The sequence below is a fragment of the Streptomyces aureoversilis genome (assembly GCF_042657885.1).
GTDB lineage: Bacteria > Actinomycetota > Actinomycetes > Streptomycetales > Streptomycetaceae > Streptomyces > Streptomyces aureoversilis.
On sequence record NZ_JBHSKJ010000021.1, the window covers coordinates 47,943 to 68,822 of the forward strand.

The following is a 20,880-nucleotide window of genomic DNA, read 5'->3' on the forward strand; positions in this document are numbered from 1 at the left end:
GCGCCGCGCCCCGAAGCGCTTGACGGCAGCCGGGAGGGCGCGGTGCCACGACTGCGTGCTCAGCTCGCGGCGGCGCCGAACCACCTCGGCATCTGGCCGAGCAGACCTTCCTGGTCTTCGCCGGCCCACGCCACGTGACCGTCCGGACGCAGCAGTACTGCGGGCACGTCCAGTTCCTCGCTGACGTCGACGACGTGGTCGACCCGGTCGGCCCAGCCCTCCACCGAGAGCCGGCCGGTCCGGTCGAGCAGCAGACCGCGTCCGCCGCGCATCAGCCCGTAGAGGCGGCCCCGCTTCAGCCCGACGTCCCGCATGCGCCGGCCGAGCAGTTCATGCCCTTCGCCGAAGTCGTAGCGGACCCCGATCGCAATGATCTTCTCGATCAGGTACCGGTTCACGTCCTCGAACTCCATCAGTTCCGACACCAGCCGGCGCACGGCCCGGGCGCCCGGCTCGAGGGATATCAGCTCCATCTGCGCGCGGGTGTTGTCCAGGACGTCGGCGGCCACCGGGTGCCGCTCGGCGTGGTAGGTGTCCAGCAGCCCCTCCGGGGCCCAGCCGTCCACCTCGGCGGCCAGTTTCCAGCCGAGGTTGAACGCGTCCTGGATGCCGAGGTTGAGCCCCTGCCCGCCGACGGGTGGGTGGATGTGCGCCGCGTCGCCGGCCAGCAGCACCCGGCCCACCCGGTAGCGCTCGGCCTGGCGGGTGGCGTCGCCGAACCGGGAGAGCCAGCGCGGCGAGTGCACGCCGAAGTCGGTGCCCGCGACCTCCCGCAGCCGCTGCTTGAACTCCTCGAGCGTCGGCGGGACCGTGCGGTCCTCGGCCACCCCCTCGGCGGGCACGACGACGCGGTACACCCCGCCCCCGAAGGGCCCGGCACCGAACCGCAGCTGGGTCTTGCGGATTTCCGCGACGACGGCGGCCACCGTCGCCGGATCCTCGGCCACCTCCATCTCGCCCAGCAGCGTCTCGACCCTGGTGGGCTCACCGGGGAAGCCGACGCCGAGCAGCTTGCGCACCGCGCTGCGGCCGCCGTCGCACCCGACGACGTAGCGCGAGCGCAGCCGCGCACCGTCCGCCAGCACTACGGTCACCCCGTCCTCGTCCTGGCTCAGCCCGGCAACCTCGCAGCCGCGCCGGATCTTGGCCCCGAGCCCGGCGGCGTGCTCGGCCAGCAGACGATCGGTGACGGTCTGCGGGATACCGAGGACATAGGGATGCGCGGTGTCCAGCCGGTCGGGCCACGGCTTGTCGATGCCGGCGAAGAAACCACCGACCGCGTGCTGCCGGCCGTGCGCGAGGAAACGCTCCAGCAGGCCGCGCTGGTCCATCACCTCGATGCTGCGCACGTGCAGGCCGAGCGCGCGGACGAACCCGGTCGGCTCGGCCTCCTTCTCCAGCACGAGCACGTGCACGCCGTGCAGCCGCAACTCGCCGGCCAGCATCAAGCCGGTCGGCCCGCCGCCGACCACGATCACGTCGATCACGAATTCTCCCCCCTCGTTTCCGCCTTCGGCCGGTGATTCTGCGCCACGACCGGGGCCTTGCCGCAAGGCCCCCTGTGCGCTATACGTTAAGAGTGGCGGGGAGTGCGTCCATTCCTGCGTCACCGCGGGCGGCACGATCGGACACGATCAGGTGCCCCGCACTTCACACTCCCGTGAGCCGTGACCGGCATTCCGGTCAGAGCGGCGGGGACCGCCCGGGGGCACTTGCAGTTCTCGGAGTGGAAATCAAACAGCTGACGGCCGCACACACTCAGCGCCAGAACAAGAATTCCAATGCCCGCCCGTTCGATGATCGCACTATCGTTGCACGGTAAACACGATCGTCCGAAGGAATCCCCGACTCCTTTGACGGGCGCTTAATGCGTGAAATACAGTGGCGCACGATTGACGCACGATCCCAGGCTTGCTGTCGATCCGGGGGATTTACATGGCCAGTTCCGCTTCCGTAGTGGCCGGCGTCGGTTCTCACCTCCCTCCGCGCGTGATCCGTAACGACGACCCGCCGCTTGCGAACCTCGGTTCGAGCGACGAGTGGATTCGCAGCAGGACGGGAATCGAGTGCAGACGGTGGGTGGAGCCCGGAACCAGCACCGGGGACCTCGCGGTCGAAGCGGGCCGTGCGGCCCTGCGGAGCGCCGGCGATCCGGTCGTGGACCTCGTCGTGCTGACGACCACGACGCCTGACCACCATTCACCGGCCACGGCTCCGTGGGTTGCCGCCCGGCTGGGGCTGGGCACCTTGCCGGCGTTCGACGTCGCGGCCGCCTGTTCGGGGTTCGTCCACGGGCTGGCCGTGGGCGACGCGTGGATCCGGTCGGGAATGGCGGAGTGTGTGCTGGTCCTGGCCGCGGAGACCCTGTCGACGATCACCGACCCCACGGACCGCGGCACCGCCGTGGTCTTCGCCGACGGGGCCGGGGCCGTGGTGCTGCGCGGCGGCGAGCGCGACGAGCCCGGCGCCGTTCGGGCGACCTGCCTGGGCAGCGACGGCACGCAGAAGGACCTGGCCGTGGTCGAAGCCGGCGGCTCCCGCCGGCCCGACCCCGGCGGTGCCGCGCCGGTGGCGGACCGCTGCCTGCGGATGCAGGGGCCGCAGATGTTCGCCCACGCGGTGCGCCGGATGACCGAGGTGTCCCGGGAATTGCTGGAGCGAGCGGGATGGCCGGTGGATTCCGTCGGCGCATTCATCGGCCACCAGGCCAACCAGCGGATCCTGGACAAGGTGGCGGACTTGGTGGGCGTGCCCGGTGCCAGCCGCTTCGGGAACCTGCACAGAGTCGGCAACACCTCTTCGGCATCGATTCCTCTGGTCATGGACGATCTGGTCGAATCCCGGGCCGTCGCCCCCGGTACGCGGACGCTGCTGACCGCGTTCGGAGGCGGCGCCGTGTGGGGGTCGGTCGCGTTGTCCTGGCCCGATCTCAAACCCGCACGACGGTAGGGAGTTCTTCATGGGGGAGCCCGTTCAGCGGCCGTTCGACTTCATTCGCGACTACCTGGCCACCACCTACGACCTGAATCCCGGGGAACTGACCGGTGGCCGTTCGTTCGACAGCCTCGAGCTGGACTCCATCGCGCAGGTGGAAATGTTCGTGACCATTTCCGACCACTACAGGATCCAGCTGGACGACTCGCTGGCCTCCGGGAACACCACCCTCCAGGAGACGGCCGATCTCGTACAGCAGGCCCTGGACGCGACGGGCGACCGGCAGCAGGACGCGTCTGCGCTCGGCTGACTCCGAACGAACCGACCCGACCTGCGACGGAGAGCTGTGACCAAGGCGATCACCCACGCCCTGCAATTGGACGGGCTGTCGTTTTCCTACCAGGTGGTGAACAGTGACGCCCCCGTCATCGACCCCGTGCTCGTCCTCGGAGGCGTTCTGCAGGGCATGCACGGCTGGTCCATCATGGAGCGTCACGTCCTGCCCCATGCCGGTCTGATCTCGGTGGACCTCCCCGGTGCCGGCGAATCCACGCCGCTGCGGCCCGAGCAGGACATGGAGACCATGTGCCGGGCCATCGAGATCATCATCGACGACCTCGGTCTGGAGCGCGTCAACTTCCTCGGCTATTCCTTCGGATCGGCGGTCGCCTTCCGCTGCGCGCAACGGCGCCCGGAGCGGTACGCCAAGCTGGCCTTGGGCGGCGTGCCCGTCCGCATCAGCGACAAGCTCATCGACCTGTGGATGCGCGGCGCCCGGCGGATGCTGTCCGGGGATGCGAACGGGTTCGTCGACGTCCTGGCGGAGATGTTCCTGTGCTCAGACGCCGAGGCGACCGTCAGGAACCGGGATGTGGTGCGTCAGCTGGTCAAGCGGATGACGCTGCGGGCCGTCACCAGCAGCGCCCACGGGTTCCGGACGATGGAGCGTTCGGTCCTGGAGAACCTGGACCCCCAGGGCGGTCTGAACGGTGTTCCCACGCTGGTGTTCTGCGGCGAGCACGACACCATCAGCTCCCTGCAGGAGCAGAAGGATTTCGCGGCCACGATCGGGGACTGCACGTTCGCGGCGATCGGTGAAGCCGACCACTGGGTGTTCCTGCAGCGCCGCTACGAGGCGAGCGACCTGGTGATGCGGTTCTTCACCGGCCGGCCGCTCACCGATCTCGACTACCTGATCGAACCGGCCATGGCTGTCGGGTGACGACCACCCGCCACCCCGCCCCAACGGAAAGAACCGTGGCAGAAGAGCAGAAGACGAACACCGTGCTGGCGGGGCTGGGGTGCTGGCTGCCGCCGACCGTGGTGACCAATGCGGATCTCATGAGCCCCGTGATGGACGACTTCGTACGGCGGCGGATCGGCATCGCCCGCCGGCACCGCGTCAGCGACGGCGAGGCCACCGTTCACCTGGCCACGGAGGCGGGCGCCCGTGCGCTGGCCTCGGCCGGTGCGTCGCGCGTCGACGCGCTCGTCCTGGCCACCACGACCCCGGACCGGCTCTGCCCCGCCGGGGCTCCCGAAGTCGCGAGCCGCCTGGGCATGACCGGGGTTCCCGCCTTCGACCTGAACGCCGGCTGCTCGGGGTTCCTCTACGGATGCGAAGTCGCCCGCGGGCTGATCGCCGCCGCCACCGCGGGAACAGTGCTGGTGATCGGCGCCGAAAGCTCCTCCACCATGGTCGATCCCCGGGACCCCGGCACCGCCCCGATCTTCGGCGACGGCGCCGGCGCAGCCGTGCTGCGGCGGGCCGAACCGGGTGAGCCCCCCACCTTCGGACCGTCGGTGTGGGGCAGTGACGGCACCCTCGCCGACGCCATCGCCATCCCGGCCGGCGGCTCCCGGCGGCGCGCGCCCGCACCGGGCCTGGGCGGCGCCGATGCGTACCTGCACCTGCGCGGCGCCGAAGTCGTGCGCAACGCCGTCAAACGCATGAGCGCCGCCGCGATCGCCGCCGCCGAGGCCGCGCGCTGGAGTCTGGAGGACGTCGACGTGCTCGTCGCGCACCAGGCGAACGCGGCGATCGCGAAAGCCGTGGCCGCCACCCTGTCCTTCCCGGCCGCCCGCATGCCGACCAACATCGAGCACGTCGGCAACACCGCCGCGGCGTCCGTTCCGATCCTGCTCGCACACGCCGCCTCCGACGGGGCGGTCAAACCCGGCCGGCGGGTGCTGATGGTGGCCTTCGGCAGCGGCCTGTCATGGGCCGCCACCACCGCCACGTGGCCGCACGCTCTCACTCCCCACCTGTGACGCACGGCCTCGTCCCCTCCCCCGGCCGTCACTCACGGTCTGCCACCCCACCCGTCACTTCCGGAAGGCCAGGCGCATGGACGACATGCAGAAGACGGTCATCGGCATTCTGACCGGGAAGGCCGGACTGCCTCCCGGACCGGTCACCCCGGAGGCCTCATTGGCGGAGGCCGGCGTGGACTCCATGGCCGTCGCCGTACTCGCCATGGTCATCGAGGACGAGTACGGCCTGGTGATCACCGAGGCCGACCTGTCGGCGAACTCCACCGTCGCCGACCTCGCGGCACTCATCGGAAGGCACCTGGCGGCGAAGGCGTGACCCGGCAAGGCTCCCCGCTCCTGGCCGCCCGTGCCGGCGCGTGCGACCACCGCATCCCCTGGAGGGCCGGACACTACCCGTGCAGGACCGTCGTCCCGCACGGCCCGGCGAGCGCCGAACCGCTCCTCGTCCTCGGCGGCGGCCTGCAGACCAGGCACTCTTGGGCACGATTCGAGCGCCACGTGGCCTCCCGGCTCCCCCTCGTCATCCCCGACCTGCCACCCGCCCGCACTCCGGGACGGACAGCGCAGAGCCTGAATTGGGACGATCTCACCGACGCCGCCCTGCACGCCCTGGACCGGCTCCGCATCCACCGCTTCGCGGTGCTCGGCGTCTCCTCCGGCTACCCCATCGGCTACCGACTGGCCCAGCGCCATCCCGATCGCGTCACGCGGTTGATGCTCTTCGGCGCTTCGCCCCGGCCCGCCCCTCGCCTGGCGGAGCTGATCGGCAAAGGGCTGCGCCGGGAGGCCGGCACCCGGAGCCCGCGCTCCGCCGAAAGCCCGGCCGACCGGCTGCGATCCGCCCGCGAACTGGTCGGCGTCCTGACCAACACGGAGGCGGCGGAACGGCACTTGCTGATCAGAGCCGCAGGGCGCGTCGTGCTCGACCAGCTCGCCGCATCCTCCGACGACCCCCTCATCCGCTACGTCCACGACCGCGGGTTCCTTCTGCTGCACGATCCGCTGCCTCCGGGCGGCGTCCGCGGCGTTCCCTCGCTCGTCGGAGTGGGGGAGTTCGACACCGCCACCACCGTCGCCGACAACCGGGCCGTCGCAGCCACCATCAGCCGCGCGACCTTCATCGTCATGAAGAACGCCGACCACCTGCTGCACATGGAGCGCGACGCCGACTTCGCCACGCTCGTCGCCCTCTTCCTGGACGGCGGGCCACTCGGCACCCTGCAGCACTGCTCCATCGAGAAGATGCCCTGAGCTCCGGGAGTCCTGCAGCCATGCGATCCCCTCTCAAGCCTCGACCAGCCACGCCGCAGCGCATCCTCCTGGCCACCTGGGGGACCACCGGCGACATCGCCCCCTACACCGGCCTCGCCACCGGCCTGAGCCAGGCCGGCCACCAGGTGACCGTGGTGACCTCACGGCGGTACGCGGCCCTCTTCCGCGAACACGGGCTCCGGGTGCGGGCCATGCCCCTGGACGAACAGGAAGCTGCGGTCGGTGCGCACAAACCGCGCCGCGCACGTATCGAAAACGGCCGGGACATGGCGCTCACCGCAGGCAAGGTGCTGCTGGATGCAGCGGGCGAAGGCACCGACGTCCTCCTCACACATCCACTGATGCACCCGCAGGCTGCCGTCATCGGCCAAGGGCTCGGCCTGCCGTGCCACGGCGTCTACACCGTCTCGCACGCCATGATGCTCCCCCGGCTCATCGCCGGGACCCCGCGCCTGCGCTACACAGCCGCCGATGTGCTGGTCAAACGCATCCTCAGCCCGCTGTACGCACCGGTGACCAGCGCCCTGCGGCGCGAACTCGGCCTGCGTCGCGGCTTCACCGGCGACGCCCTGATCTCTTCCGCCCGTCGCCACACCGTCTACTACGGATTCGGCAGCGCTCTGCTGCCCGACCGCATGCCCCTGCCCGCGGCGCACAAGACCGTCGGCGTCTGGCGGCCCGCCCAGCCGCCGGACTGGCACCCTGATGACCGTCTCACCGATTTCCTCGCCTCCGGGCCCGCACCCGTGTATTTCGGCTTCGGAAGCATGGGCCGAGGCCATGCGGAACGGTTGTCCGGAATCATCACCCGCACCGTCCGCCGGCTGAGGATCCGCGCCGTCGTTCAGAACGGCTGGGCCGACCTGACAGGCGACGCCGAAGGCGACGGCATCCTCACCATCGGGGAATGCCCGCACGCCTGGCTCTTCCCGCGCATGACCGCCGCCGTCCACCACGCGGGGCCGGGGACCACCCATGCCTCCCTGCGAGCCGCTCTCCCCACCCTCCCCGTCCCCTTCGAGTTCGACCAGCCCTTCTGGGCCGCCCGGCTCCGATCCCTCGGGCTCACCCCCGCCGCCGTCCCGATGCCCCGCCTGGACAGCGACGGCCTCGGCCTCGCCCTCACCCGGCTCCTCACCGACGGCCGCTACCGCGAACGGACCCGCCGCATCGGGGCGATGATCGAGCAGCAGGACGGCATTGCGGGGGTCGTCCGCGCGCTCGGCCGTGCCGGGCCGGCCCCGTCTCGTGCGCAGTGAAGGTCCAGCGATCGCACGCAGTGTCCTTCCGGCGACGGCATCCGCAACGGCGCGGGTCTCCGCCGACCACTGGTCGGCGGAGACCCAGCACGTTCAGTCGGGGCACGTCCCACCGATGGGGGTGCCCAAGGCCTCTGAGCCGTTCTGTACGAGCCTGCAGAAGTCGCCGCCGAGCGATGCCGGAGCGGCGGGGGCCGCCTGAGCGGACGCGGCCGGGGCGACCACTCCCAGCACGGAGAGGACGGTACCTGCGGCGAGCGCGAGGACGGTTCGGTAAGTGCGGCTCACGGAGACTCCTTCAGTGTGGTGGTGACGTCGTCGTAAGCCTTTCCCTGCCGCTGCATAAGATTGCTCGGGAGATGGGGCGCAAGGGAGGCCGCGAAGGCGCGTTCGGCCACCTGCGCTCCAACAGTGCGGCCGAGCCGGCAGGGCCTGCGTACTTCACGCGCGGCCCAGCCTCATCCCCAGCCCCCGCACCCGGTAGATGCGGCGATCGCCCACCCAGAGCCAGCCGTCGGCCGAGGCGTGGCGCCCCCGTTCGTCCTCACCCTCCTCGACGACGTCGACGCCGACGGTGATCAGTCCGTCGGTGGGTACGACCTGGCCTCGGTACCGCCACGTGAACTCCCTGTCCGTCAGGGGTTCGAGGGTGCCGTCGGCGATCGCTGCCGCCGGGGCGGTCCTCAGCAGGTGGAACTGCAGCAGTTGGGCCATCGCCTCCACGCCCAGGGAGCCGGGCTGGACCGGGTCCATGAAGAAGTGCGCCTTGAAGAACCATGCGCCGGCGTCCACCGCCTTCTCCGCACGCAGCCGGCCCAGGCCCGCCGGGCCGCCGTCCGGCCGGTGCCCGGTGACCCGGTCCAGCATCCGCAGCATGGGGCCGGGAAGCCGCGCGCCCCCGGCCGGACGTCGCCCTGTGAGGTCGGCGCTCAGGTCGTAGGGCATGTCCCACTGCGTGCGCTCGCCGGCGTCGGCGGGAATGCCGACCTGCCGGTCCAGGGCGGTCTGCGGGAAGAAGCCGAACGACGAGGTCGCGGTCAGCAGGGGCGCGCCGTCGGCCGTGCAGTCGACGGTGAAGGAGACGATCGTGGTGTCCCCGTGCCGGATGGCGCCGGACAGCTCTGCCCGGGTGCGCAGGGTCCGTGTACCCGGGCGCACCTGCTCGTGCAGACGGGCGGTGCCGTCGAGGTTGCGGAAGACGAGCCGGGGGCCCGTGGCGATGGAGGCGTCGGCAGTGCGGACGGCGAGCCAGCCGCAGGGCTGCAGCGCGACTTCCATCAGCACCGCCCAGGGCATCACGGCGCTGCCGTTCTGTTCGAAGTACCAGACGTCCGACGGCACGTCGTACTCGGCGACGATCGCGCTGCCCGGCCGCGGGTCCCCCGGCGCCGCTTCCAGGGACACGATCCGGCTCATGAAGTGGTAGGGCGGTCCGGGCAGGCGGATCACCGTGGCCGCCCGGTCCATGACGGCGGCCCACGGCCCGAAGGACTGGCTGGGGCGCCCCCAGGCGCAGGCGAGCAGCGACGGATAGTCGAAGGCGAAGCCGTTCTCGGTGGCGGCAGGACGGCGTTCGCGGTGGCCGACGAGGCCGCCCAGCAGCCGGGGTTCGAGGCAGGCGCCGGTGGTCTGCTCGCGGTGCGGTCCCAGCTCCCGCCAGTGGTCCAGCGGGGCGTCCCGCACCAGGCGCAGCGCCAGGTTCCGGCCGTGGAAGGCGTTGACGCCGTCCACGCTGACCATGGCCTCCGCGTACAGCACGGGTTCCCGGCCGGTGCTCAGGCCGCCGACGTGGATCTCGTAGACCACGCGCCGGCTCGCCGGGGTCGCCTGGCTGCGGCAGCGGGACACGGCCGTGACGCCGGGTACCGCCTCGAACCGGGCCCCGTCCCGGTCGGTCGTCAGCCCGAGCGCGGCCAGGTAGAAGGCCATCGCCTGCTGGGCGCCGTGGCTCATCAGGGTGCCGGGGAGGACGGGGTCGTTCTTGAAGTGCCCTTCGAAGTACCAGCCGTCGGGGCGCAGTTGCAGCTCGGCGCGCAGATAACCGCGCCCGAGCGGGCCTCCGGCCGGTTCGAACGCGGTGATCTCGTCGATGAGCAGGAGCCGCCCGCCGTCGATGCGGGGCGTGCGGAGGTGGGCACGGGTGGTGTGCCATGCGGGTCCGAAGCAGTCGTAGGGCCTGCCGTCGGCGAAGGCCCGTACGGCCTCGGCGTCGAAGCGGTCGGCGGTGGGCGGCGGGGTGACCGGTTCGAACGGCAGGTCCGGGGGCGGGGCCGTGCCCGGGGTCCACCGGATGCCCTCTGCCGCGGCCAGTTCGGCGTCGGTGAAGAATCCGGCTTGGCCGTTGCGGATGCTGAGGACGTGCTCGCCGTCGGCGAAGCAGTCGGAGTGGAAGAAGAAGAGCCGCGTGCCCTGGTGTTGCGCGTGGCCGTCGACGTGGATCTCGTACCGCAGGGTCTGTCCCGGTCCCGGTGCGGTGCCGTGGTAGACGGCCTCGCAGCCGAGGAGCCGGTAGACGCGCTCGCCCCGGTTGAGCAGGTCGACGCCGAGCCAGCTGATGAGGAGCAGGTCGGCCTGGCCGGCCTCGACCAGGAGGCCGCCGGGGATGCGGCCGGTGTGGTCGAGGAACCAGGAGCCCGGCCTGAGGTCGGTTTCGGTCCAGATGGTGCCCGTTCCCATGGAGGCCGGTACCGCGTCGATGCCCGTGACGCGGTCGACCAGCAGCAGGGGCGGCCCGGGCAGCCGGGTCTGGCGCCGGTAGCCGTCCTGGGCGGCGAACAGCGGGCCGAAGAGTTCGGAGACCGGGCCGTCCGCCAGGCGTTCCAGCTGGGCGCGGTCGAACTTGGGCCCGGGCAGGACCGGTTGCCGGGGCGGAGCCGGCTGCGGCGGCGGAGCGGGGGCCGGCTGCGGGCCCGCAGCCACCGGCGGAGCCGACCCCCGTGGCAGGGCGTCCTTCGCCTGCCGCCGGCCCGTCATCAGCTGCTGCCCCTGCAGGAACCGCTGGTGCAGGGCGGCCTGATCCGTCAGGTATTGCCGGTGCAGGTCGGTGACGCGGGTCCGGTGCCGTGCGACGGCCGCGGTGCCGGAAGCCTCGGACGGAACGGCCGCTGACGGGGGCGGGACCACGGACCGCTGCCCGCCTTCGGGGGCCTCGGACGACACCGGGGGCAGGTCCGGTGCCGGCCGCATGACGGTGACGGCCGCGTCCGGTGCGGGCAGCCTGACGGCGGGGGGATGGGCCGGTAGGCGCAGCATCCGGTGCGCCGCCGCCCGGGGGCGCTCGGTGCCCGGCTCGTCGGTGCCGGTGCCCCTCGGGCCGAGCAGGCGCAGCAGGGGTGCCGGGTCGCACAGTCCCGCGGCCTCCAGGCGCTCCACGGACCGGTGCAGCCGGTGCAGGGCCCGGCCGCCGGGTTCGTCGAGTGCGACTGCCAGGTGCTCGCGGCCGTGCAGGATGCGGCCGATCCAGTCGGTGCACAGGGAGAGGGGGCCGTGCTCGACGAAGACGCGGACGCCGTCGGCGTAGGCCCGCTCGATCACCGCCGGGAAGTCCACCGTCGTGGTGGCCTGCGCCGTGAGGGCGTCGGCGGCGCTCTCCTCGGTCGGGGCGTACGGTTCGGCGGTGTCGCCCCGGTAGAAGCGGACGCCCGGGACGGGCACGGTGCGGCGGCGGTGCAGCCGGTGCCAGGCGTCGCGGACCGCTTCCAGTTCGGGGGCGTGGGCGGCGATGTCGTAGTCGAGCCGGACCGCTCGGTGGGCGAAGCGGTCCCGCACCAGGGCGGCACAGGCGGTCTCCTCGCCTCCGATGACGCAGACGCCGGGAGCGTTGATCGCCATCAGGTGCACGGCCGGCTCGGCGGCGACGGCCTCCCGGACCTCTTCGGGCGGGGCGGTGAGCAGGTAGTTCCGCCAGCGGCTTCCGGTGATGCCGCGGGCCTGCCAGGCGCGGCGGACCGCCCGGTACTCGCCCGTGACGTCGCGGGTGAGCAGGTCACCGCGCCGGGCGTCCTCGGCCAGGGCGGCGGCGTCCGGCCATGCTTCCAGGGCGATCAGCGCGGAGGTCTCGCCCGAGGAGTAGCCGATGGCCGCGTCGGGCCGCAGGCCGAGCACGTACCGGGTGATCAGTGTGTGCAGGGCGGCGAGCCGGGTGGTGGCCCAGATCCTGCCGAGGGCGCCCGTGCCGGCGAAGTCCGTGGGCGGCCAGGGGACGTCCCCGGTGTCGCAGCGGTGCCGGACGGCCTCGGCGAGTTCCGGCAGGGCGAGGGTCAGTTCCCGGCCCATACGGGGGTAGGCGGCGGAACCGTTCGTGTACACGAAGGCGACCTGTCCGTGGCGCCGGGCGGGCCCGGCAGCCGTGAGCGCGGCACGTAGCCGCACCCGCCGTTGCGGGCCCTCCAGGACCGGGACGACGGCCTCGGCCGTACGCAACGGCGTGCCGCTTTCGGCGAACCGGCCCGGCCGGGGTCGGGATCCGTAGCGCAGGGCGGTGACGGCGGTCGCGACGGCGAGCAGGCCGGCGGCGGCGTGCGGCGTGCCGAACAGCGCGGAGTTGTCGCAGCAATCCTCCGTGCCGTCCAGGGGGACGGTGCTCACCCGCAGGTCGGGCGCGCCGTCGGGCTCGTCGTCCAGGACCGCCAGGACCGGTTCCCCGGCCCGCTCGGCGTCCGGCAGCCGTTTGAGGACGAGGACGACTGCGGCGTCCCCCGGTTCCCGGTCCACGCCGAGGTCGCGCAGGGCCGCGCGGTGGACGGGGTCGTGGGCGAGGTCGACCGCTCCGACGATCGCGGCGTCCGCCTCGTCCGCCCTCAGGAAGCGGGCGGCCAGGGCGAGGGCGGTGGTCCCGGAGTCCTCCTCGGCCGAGACGGTGAGGCCGGGCCCCGTCAGGTCGAGCTGGCTGTTGATGCGGTTGGCGACGATGTTCATCATGGCGCCCAGAGCTCCGGCGGCGGTGCCCGGAGGGGTGAACGCGTCCTGGAGCCCGGCCGGCGCACCGGGAGGCAGGGGCAGCCCGGCACACTGCCAGAGGTCCTCGATCCGGCGGCGGGCGACGTGCCGGCCCACCTGCGGGTCGACGCCCGCCCCGACGACGACGGCCGTGCGCGGCGACGGAAGGGACACGCCGCGGGCGGCCTCCCGCGCGGCGTCGAGGACCAGCAGTTGCTGCGGCAGGGCCTCCCGCAGGTCCACGGGAGGGAACCGCAGGCCCTGCAGAGCGATGTCGACGCTCTCGCGCGGCTCCCGGTCGGGCCGCCCCGTGCACAGCGCGACGGCGAGGTCCTCGGTGCCGCCGTCGCGCCCCACCCGGGCGGCGAGCGCGACGACCGCCAGGGGAACGCCGTCCGGCCGGGGCGCGGAGGCGGGAAGGGGCAAGGGTGTGTCGTGCGTGTCCCCGGCGTCGAGAACGAGGTGGGCGTTGGAGCCGCCGAAGCCGAACGCGCTCACCGCCGCCCGGCGGGGCCCGGACCAGGCCTCGTGTTCCGTGAGGAACCGGATCGGCTGCCCCTCCAGCGTCGTGGGGGTGCCGTCGTGCGGGCACGCCGGCAGGACCCCGGCCCTCAGTGCGGCGATCGCCTTGAGCAGCGACGCCCCGCCCGCGGCGGTCAGCAGATGGCCCACGTTGGCCTTCACGGATCCGGCCGGCAGCCCGCGGTGAGCGGCGAAGACCCGCCCCGCCGACCGGACCTCGACGGCGTCGCCCACGGTCGTCCCGGTGGCGTGGCACTCCAGCAGCCCCACGGACTCGGGGGGCACTCCGGCCGACGCGTAGGCCGCTCGCATCGCGCGCTCCTGGCCCGCGGCATCGGGGGCGACCAGTCCGGAGGCGCGTCCGTCGTTGCCGAGCCCCACGCCCCGGATCACGGCGAGCACCTGCCGGTCCTGGGCCAGGGCGTCGCTCAACCGCATGAGGGCGAACATGACGGCGCCCTCGGCCGGCACCAGGCCGTCGGCCTCCCGGTGGAACGGCCGGCTCCGCCCCGTCGGGCTGCGCACGCCCATGACCGTGAAACCGCCCTGGATGAGCAGCGGGTCGCAACGGCTCACGGCGCCCGCCACCATCAGGTCCGCCGCCCCGTCCTGCAGCCGGTCGCAGGCGAGTTTGACCGCGTACAGCGATGTGGCGCAGGCGGCGTCCAGGGCGTACGCACCGGCCTCCAGCCCCAGTGCGCGGGCCGCGAGCAGGGCCGGGAGGCCGGAGGAGAAGCGGTTGAAGGCATGGGGCCGGGGCGGCAGCGACGCCAGCAGGGCGTCCCGCACCGGGGGTTCCTGCTGCGCGAGCCATACGTGCTCGGTGTGCCGGGCGGCTGCTGTGGAGGGGTACGACAGGTTGCCGAGTACGAGGCCGGCGCGGGACGGCACGGCGGCCGGGTGCCCGGCTTCGGCAAGGGCCCGCTGCCCGGCGTGCAGGACCCATTGGAAGAGCGGGTCGAGGCTCCTGGCCTCGGCGCGGCCGAGAGCGTACGCAGCGGGATCGAAGACGTCTTCGAAGCCGCGGACGAATCCGCCGACGCCCTGGTCGGCACGGCCTGTGCCGTCGGAGGAGGCCGGCCGGGCGCCGGACGGCAGCCCCCAGCGGTCCTGCGGAGCCGGGCCGAGGCTGACCCGGCGGCCGAGGACGTTCTGCCAGAACTCCTCCGGGCTGTGCGCGTCCGGCAGCACGCATCCGCGCCCCACGACGGCGATGGGTTCAAAGGCCACCGGTGTCCCGTCCTTCCTCGCTCGGGGAGCCTTCGGGCGTCGGGGAGCCGTCGGGCGTCGGAGGGCCCTCGGCCTTCGGGGAGTTATCGGGCGTCAGGGGACCGTCGGGTCGGGGGCCCGGGAGCCTGTCCGGTCGCCGGATCAGCCCGACGTCGAACAGGTCGGCGAACGGAGTGCCGTCCTCGCCGGCCAGGCGCAGGTGACACCAGGCCGCGTTGTCCTCGGCGCGGACCGCCTGGAGGGTGCACGTGACCGGGCCCTGTGCGCGGGCGCGGTGGTGAAGGCGGAAGGTGCCCACGGACATCGGGAGCGCGGCCTCTCCGAGGACTTCCGGCGCCCAGAGCACGGCGAGTTGCAAGGCGCCGTCGAGGGCGGCCAGGTCGGTCTGCCACGTGTCGCCGGGCCAGCCCAGAGCGGCCGAGCCGGCGAGGGTCCCCCGGGCGCCGGCCGGTCCCATCCCTTCGACGCTCGTCAGCGCGTGCAGCAGCGGGCCGTGGAAGAGCACGTCGCCGTCGTAGATCTCCCCACGTTCCCAGGGCGGCAGGGCGGGGACCTCCGTCTCCGCCGGTACGGGCGGGACCGCTCCTGCCGGACCGTCGTCGGCCGCGGCGAGCGCCCTGCAATGCACGCGCCCCCCGGCGCCGCGCAGTTCCACGGTCAGCGAGCCGGGATCCGAGGTCCCGTTCGTGCCGTGGAGGGTGAACTCCTTGCCCTGGGTGTCCGTCGCCTCCCAGTAGGCCGGCAGCAGGACGCGGATGTCGCGCAGCGTCAGGGCGGCGGCGGCAGGGTTCCAGGCGCGGGCCGCCGCAAGGATCCACTCCAGGGACTGCGCCAGGGGCAGGACCGCCCTGCCCCGGATGACGTGGTGGGCCAGGTACGGGTGAGTGGCCGGGGTCACGCGCGCGCCGGCGGCCTGAAGACGCCGCATTCCGGGCGGTGGCAGGACGGCGGGGAGTTCCCTCTGCGCCCGGGCTCCGGCGGGCACGGCCACGAGGAGCACCCGGTCGTCCTCTCCCGGGCGGGTCAGTTCCTCGACGAACGCCTGTGCTCCGGCCGGGGGGTCGAGGAGAGGCACTCCGGCGGCCGTGAAGTGGTCCGCCAGTGCGGGGGTGACCATGCCGCCCTGCCAGGGCCCCCAGGCCAGGGCTCGCACCCGGCAGCCGGGGCGGGCGGCCGCCTCGCCGGCCGCCACCTGGTGGAGGGTCTCGTTGGCCATCGCGTAGTCGCTCTGTCCCGGGTTGCCGAAGCAGCCCGCAACGGAGGAGAACAGGCAGAGGGTGCGCAGGGGGTCGTCGGCCGTCGCGTCCAGGAGGACGCGCAGCCCCGAGACCTTGGTACCGAAGACGTCGTCGAACTGCCGGTCGGTCTTGTCCGCGATCCGCTTGTCCGCCAGCACTCCGGCGCCGTGGACGATGCCGGTCACCGGTCCCCATGCGGTGCGCACCGCGTGCAAAGCGGTTCGCACCGCCTCGGGGTCGCGGGTGTCGGCCGGGATGTAACGCACGGGCGCGCCCGCTTCCTCGATCGCGGAGAGGGTCGCCCGGATCTCACGGACGGCGAGGATACGGCGGGCCTCCTGAGCGAGACCGGCCGGGGCGGCGCCCGGCCGCTGCGCGGCGAGAGCCCGTACGAGGGCGGGTTCGTCCTTTCCCGGCGGCAGCCCCGGGGGCTCGTCGGCCGGTTCGGTGCGGCCCAGCAGGGCCAGCCGCGGCCGCCTGGACCGGGCGAGAGCCGTCACCGCGGCGGCGGTCACCCCGCGGGCGCCACCGGTGACGACGATGACGTCGTCGGGGCCCGGGCCGCCGTCCTCCGCTCCCGGCGGGGCGGGAACGGCCACTCCCGTCACACGGCTCCCGTCCGCAGGGAGGCCCACTTCCAGCAACGGCCCTCCGTGGAGCAGTTCCCCGACGACCGCGTCGGCCACCGCCCCGGGCGAACGCCCCGATCGCGCGCAGTCGACGGCCTTGACCACGGCCTGCGGCCACTCCCCGGCGAGCGTCCGCACGAGTCCCGCGAGGCCGCCCAGCCAGGCCCGCTCGCCCTGCGCACCCCCCGCTCCGAAGTCCCCGCCGGTGTCCTGCACGGTGACGAACACGCCGCCCTCCTCGGCGAACCGCGGCGCCACCGTGCGCGCCGCCCGGAAGGCGTCCCGCTGGACCTCCACCATGGCGTCGACCGTCAGGTCCTCGGCCAGGCCGCCCAGCAGCAGCACCGCCCGGCTCTCCGGCAGCGGCTCCGGGACGGGCTCGGCGGGAACTCCCCGCCCGGCCAGGCGCCCGGCCACGAGGGCGGCGAGACCGGAGCCCCCGTCGACCACGTGCAGGACGTGCTTCCCCAGGCCGGGCACCGCCAGCCCGGTGGGCGGGGCGGGGACGGTGCGCAGCGCATAGCGCCCCACGAGGGCCGGGGCCCGGGCCGGCTCCGGCGCCGTAGCGGGGCCGGAAGGACCGGGAGGAAGCGCCGGCGCCTCGGCGGGACCGGGCCCGAGCTCCGGTGCGCCCGCAACCGCTGCCGTGCCGCCGGTCACCTCCCGGATCTTGCCGACGACCTGCCGGAGCGTCCGCAGGGACACCAGCTCCGTCGGGTCGCCCTGCATTTCGGGCAGCTCCCCCATCCGTTGCCGCAGCACCGAGAGGATCTCGACGCGTTTGATGGAGTCGATGCCCAGCTCCGACTCCAGTTCCATGTCCAGGTCGAGCATCTCGAGCGGGTACCCCGTCCGCTCGGCCACCACGGCCAGCAGTTCCTGTTCGAGCCGCGCGGGGTCGAACTCCGCCGGGGTGGGCAGGGTGGCGGCTTCGACGGTCTGCGGCACGGCAGGGGACGACGCGAGGACCGGGGCGGCGGACAGGGGGGCTGACGTGCTGTCCGGCCGGGCGGCCGGGGGCGGGACAGGGGACGCCTCGGGCCCGCCGGGCATACCGGGCATGCCGGTGGACCCCTCCGGGGGCGGGGCCGCGGACTCACCGGGCGCTGTTCCCACCAGCGCCGCGAAGGACGTCTCGGACATCCGCAGGAATGCCTGATGCGCCTCGCTCATGGAGCGCAGGAAGACGGCGTGGGCGTCCGCGGTCTGGCGCTGGGCATCCTCGATCAGGGCGATCCGGGCGTCGTCCTCGCCGGCCGGCGGGGGCGGGGGCGGGGACGCGGACGGGGATGCAGCCGGTGGTACGGGGAACGCCGCCGGAACCGGCTCGGGCCCGTGCTGCGTCACGGCCGGAGCCGGGACGCCGGGCAGCGCAGGCGGCTCGGGCAGGGCGAAGACGCCGGGCAGCACGGGCGCCGCCCCGGGCTCGGCAGGCGGTGCGGGGACAGCGGGCGATGCCGCCGAGGGCGGCGGCACCGGCGGTGCGAAAGGTGCCGGTGGGAGGACCGTGCCGGGCCCGGTGGGCTGCGCGGATCCGGGGGCGGGTTCGTCCGCCGTCTTCTGCCGTTCCGTGGCTCCCCGGGCCGCATCCTGCGGCGGGTAGCGCCGTCCGTAGTTACCACCGTCGATCTTTACGGTCATCCTGGGTGCGCGTTCCTGGCCGGCGGGGCGGGGCGGGACGTAGTGCTGCCAGTAGGGCGCGAAGTCCAGAGGAATCCCGTGGACGGAGAACCGGGCCAGCGCGTCCTGGAAGGCGGTCACGCCGTGCGTCCCGCGCCGCTCGAGGGGTACGGCCAGGTGGGGCCTGTCCCCGAGGATCCGGTCCACGAGCGCCGTGAGGGTCGTGCCCGGTCCGGCCTCGACGAAGGTCCTCACCCCGGCCCGGTACATGGCTTCGATCTGTTCCGTGAAGCGCACGGGTTCGGTCAGGTGGCCCGTCAGGCGGGCGCGGATCTCCTCGGCGGCGGAAGGGTAGGGCGCGGCGTCGGTGTTGGAGAAGACCTCCGGGCCCGGGGGTGAGAGCGTGGCGGCCGCAAGGGCCGCGGCGAAGGGGGCCCGGGCGGCAGCGACGAGCGGGCTGTGGAAGGCGGCGGAGGTGACCAGCGGCACGGTGACGGTGCCGGCGGCCTTCATCCGCGCCGCCACCCTCGCGATCGCCTCGGGCGTGCCCGAAACGACCGTCTGCCGGGGGCCGTTGTGGTTGGCGATCCACACCTCCTCCGCCCCGGACTGCGTCAGCGCGTCCCTGACCTCGGAGGGGTCGGCGAGAACCACCAGCATCGCTCCCGGGGTCGCGGCCCCGGCGTCGCGCATCGCCTCGCCCCGGACGCGGGACAGGCGCATGAGCGTATCCCCGTCGTACACACCCGCCGCATGCAGGGCGACGAGTTCGCCGAGACTGTGACCCGCGACCGCGTCCGGGCGGAGGCCGAACTCCTCCAGCACGGCGAGCAGGGCCAGGCTGTGCGCGGCCAGGGCGGGCTGCGCCCACTCGGTGGCCGTGAGCAGCTCCTGCTGCGCGGCGCGCCGGTCGTCCGGCAGGGTCGGAGGGAAGACCACGCGGTGCAGGGGCACTCCGCCGGAACCCGCTCCCCCGGGGCCAGCGCCGTCAGGGTCGGCTCCCTCAGGACCGGTTCCTTCAGAACCGGTTCCCTCAGGGCCCGTCCCGCCCACCGCGTCCCAGACGGCGAGTGCCCCGGGATGGTGGGCCGCCAAGTCGCCCCCCATGCCCACGTACTGGGCACCCTGGCCGGGAAACAGCCAGGCCAGGCGGCCGGGCTCGGGCGGTCCAGCCCCCCAGTGCAGGGCGAGCGGCCGGGAGAGGGCCTCCCCCGCGTCCAGGCCCGCAGCAGCCTGGTCGAGCCGCTCGACGAGCCGGGCCGTGTCGGTGGCCAGTAGCGCCAGCCGCCGGGCCGCGTCGGGCCGGAACTCCTCCTGGGTGCGACGGGCCAGGTCGGCGAGACGGTGCGCCGGCCGCGCGCCGGCCTCCTGCGCGGCACGCCGGAGATCCGCCACCCGCTCGCGCAGCTCTTCGGCGGAGTCGGCACAGAGCAGCAGGAGTTCCGTCGGCGCGGTGCGCAGGCGCGGCCGGGAGCCGGCGGGGGTCCGGGACGGAGCCGGAGTTGAAGCCGGAGCCGGATTCGGATTCGAAGTCGGATTCGAAGTCGGGGCCCGGTGTTCCTCCAGCGTGACGTGGAAGTTGCTGCCGCCGAACCCGAAGCTGGAGACGGACGCGCGCCGCGGGGTGTCCCCGGCCCGGATCCACGGGCGGGTCAGGGTGTTGAGGTAGAACGGGCTGGTCTCCATGCGCAGGCCGGGGTGCGGGCGATCGGCGTTGATGGTCGGTGGCAGCACCTTGTGGTGCAGGGCGAGGACGGCCTTGAGCAGGCCGGCCGCCCCCGCCGCGCTCTTGGTGTGGCCGATCTGCGATTTGACCGACCCCAGGGCGCACCACTGCCGGCCGGCACGGCCGCTCGGTGCGAACACCTCCCTCAGGGCCGTGAATTCGGCTTGGTCTCCCGCCTTGGTGCCGGTGCCGTGGGCCTCGACGAGTTCCACGGTGGCAGGTTCGTAGCCCGCTTCCTCGTAGGCCCGGCGCAGGGCGAGTGCCTGTCCCCCCGCCCTGGGCGTGTAAATGGCCGTGCCGCGCCCGTCCGAGGAACTGCCCAGGCCGCGGATGACCGCGTACACGCCGTCGCCGTCGCGTTCGGCGTCGGCCAGGCGTTTGAGCGCGAACATCACCACGGCCTCGCCGAGCATGGTCCCGTCGGCGTCCTCCGCGAAGGGCCGGCACTCCTGCGTCGGGGAGAGCGCCGGGGTGGTGGTGAAGCAGCAGAACATGCCGATGTCGTTCGTCGCGTCGACGCCTCCGCTGATGACCAGGTCGGCGCGGCCCAGGGAGAGTTCGTCGAGGGCGGTGGACAAGGCGGCGAACGAGCCGGCGCACGCCGCGTCGGTCGTGTGGTTCGTGCCGTGCAGGTCGAAGCGGGCGGCGATGCGCCCGGCGACGACGTTGCTGAGCAGACCGGGAAAGGTGGCTTCGGTCGGTGGGGGGTAGTGCGCGATGATGCGGTCGCAGACGGCATGCGCCTCCGCCTCCGGCAGGCCGTGCTCGCGCAGGGCCTTGAGCCAGACCGGCCGCTGCGTCGGGGCGTTGGACTCCGCGAGGAGTGCCAGTGCGGCCGAGCCGAGCACCACGGCGACGCGATCGCCGTCCGGCCGGGCGACACCGCCGTCCGCGGCGTCCCGCAGGACCTGCTCGGCGACCAGCAGGGCGAGGAGTTGCGCCGTGTCCGTCGACGCGAGGTTCTGCGGCAGGATGCCGTAGGCCATGGGATCGAAGTCCACGGTGGGCAGGAACGCGCCGCGGTACGTGTAGAGCCTCCGCGGAGTGCCGGGGATGGGGTGGTAGTGGTCGTCGATCAGCCAGCGGGTCGGCGGGATGTCCTGCATGAGGTTCCTGCGGCCGAGGATCAGCCGCCATCCCTGTTCGACGTCACGGGCGTCCGGCAGCAGGGCGCCGAGACCGACGACGGCGACGGGTACGCGGCGCGGGAGCGGCTCATCCGGCATGGTGTGTCCTCG

Annotated in this window: 11 protein-coding genes; 7 read left to right on the forward strand and 4 right to left on the reverse strand. The window is 73.5% G+C overall.

All coding sequences use genetic code 11. The annotated features are described in order from the left end of the window. Nucleotides 1–59: 59 nt before the first annotated feature. Nucleotides 60–1,487 (reverse strand): rifampin monooxygenase, encoded by a 1,428-nt coding sequence (gene rox / locus ACFPP6_RS29410; protein WP_382048705.1) that lies wholly within the window; start codon nucleotides 1,485–1,487, stop codon nucleotides 60–62. Between the two features lie 502 nt (nucleotides 1,488–1,989). Here rox and ACFPP6_RS29415 point away from each other — a divergent pair. The 7 genes from ACFPP6_RS29415 to ACFPP6_RS29445 all read left to right on the forward strand — a co-directional run bounded on the left by ACFPP6_RS29415 (nucleotide 1,990) and on the right by ACFPP6_RS29445 (nucleotide 7,739). Next, nucleotides 1,990–2,949: a beta-ketoacyl-ACP synthase 3 gene (locus ACFPP6_RS29415; protein ID WP_382048708.1), complete on the forward strand. Its 960-nt coding sequence runs from the start codon at nucleotides 1,990–1,992 to the stop codon at nucleotides 2,947–2,949. A 10-nt stretch (nucleotides 2,950–2,959) separates the two neighbouring features. Continuing rightward, the gene (locus ACFPP6_RS29420) at nucleotides 2,960–3,244 is read left to right on the forward strand and encodes an acyl carrier protein (RefSeq protein WP_382048711.1); all 285 of its coding nucleotides are present in this window, start codon (nucleotides 2,960–2,962) and stop codon (nucleotides 3,242–3,244) included. A gap of 36 nt (nucleotides 3,245–3,280) precedes the next feature. Next, complete coding sequence (locus ACFPP6_RS29425) at nucleotides 3,281–4,156, forward strand: alpha/beta fold hydrolase (protein WP_382048714.1); 876 nt, start codon at nucleotides 3,281–3,283, stop codon at nucleotides 4,154–4,156. A 35-nt stretch (nucleotides 4,157–4,191) separates the two neighbouring features. Next, complete coding sequence (locus tag ACFPP6_RS29430; protein WP_382048717.1) at nucleotides 4,192–5,205, forward strand: 3-oxoacyl-ACP synthase III family protein; 1,014 nt, start codon at nucleotides 4,192–4,194, stop codon at nucleotides 5,203–5,205. Nucleotides 5,206–5,281: 76 nt separating this feature from the next. Continuing rightward, the gene (locus ACFPP6_RS29435; RefSeq protein ID WP_382048720.1) at nucleotides 5,282–5,524 is read left to right on the forward strand and encodes an acyl carrier protein; all 243 of its coding nucleotides are present in this window, start codon (nucleotides 5,282–5,284) and stop codon (nucleotides 5,522–5,524) included. Next, nucleotides 5,521–6,459, forward strand: coding sequence for an alpha/beta fold hydrolase (locus tag ACFPP6_RS29440; protein ID WP_382048723.1), 939 nt, complete (start codon nucleotides 5,521–5,523; stop codon nucleotides 6,457–6,459). Before ACFPP6_RS29435 ends, ACFPP6_RS29440 begins: the two co-directional genes overlap by 4 nt. A gap of 20 nt (nucleotides 6,460–6,479) precedes the next feature. Then, complete coding sequence (locus ACFPP6_RS29445) at nucleotides 6,480–7,739, forward strand: glycosyltransferase (protein WP_382048726.1); 1,260 nt, start codon at nucleotides 6,480–6,482, stop codon at nucleotides 7,737–7,739. Between the two features lie 93 nt (nucleotides 7,740–7,832). Here ACFPP6_RS29445 and ACFPP6_RS29450 read toward each other — a convergent pair whose 3' ends face one another. The 3 genes from ACFPP6_RS29450 to ACFPP6_RS29460 all read right to left on the reverse strand — a co-directional run bounded on the left by ACFPP6_RS29450 (nucleotide 7,833) and on the right by ACFPP6_RS29460 (nucleotide 20,868). Continuing rightward, nucleotides 7,833–8,027 (reverse strand): hypothetical protein, encoded by a 195-nt coding sequence (locus ACFPP6_RS29450; protein ID WP_382048729.1) that lies wholly within the window; start codon nucleotides 8,025–8,027, stop codon nucleotides 7,833–7,835. Nucleotides 8,028–8,180: 153 nt separating this feature from the next. Further along, complete coding sequence (locus ACFPP6_RS29455) at nucleotides 8,181–14,429, reverse strand: beta-ketoacyl synthase N-terminal-like domain-containing protein (RefSeq protein WP_382048732.1); 6,249 nt, start codon at nucleotides 14,427–14,429, stop codon at nucleotides 8,181–8,183. Then, nucleotides 14,419–20,868, reverse strand: coding sequence for an SDR family NAD(P)-dependent oxidoreductase (locus tag ACFPP6_RS29460; protein WP_382048735.1), 6,450 nt, complete (start codon nucleotides 20,866–20,868; stop codon nucleotides 14,419–14,421). Before ACFPP6_RS29460 ends, ACFPP6_RS29455 begins: the two co-directional genes overlap by 11 nt. Nucleotides 20,869–20,880: the final 12 nt, after the last annotated feature.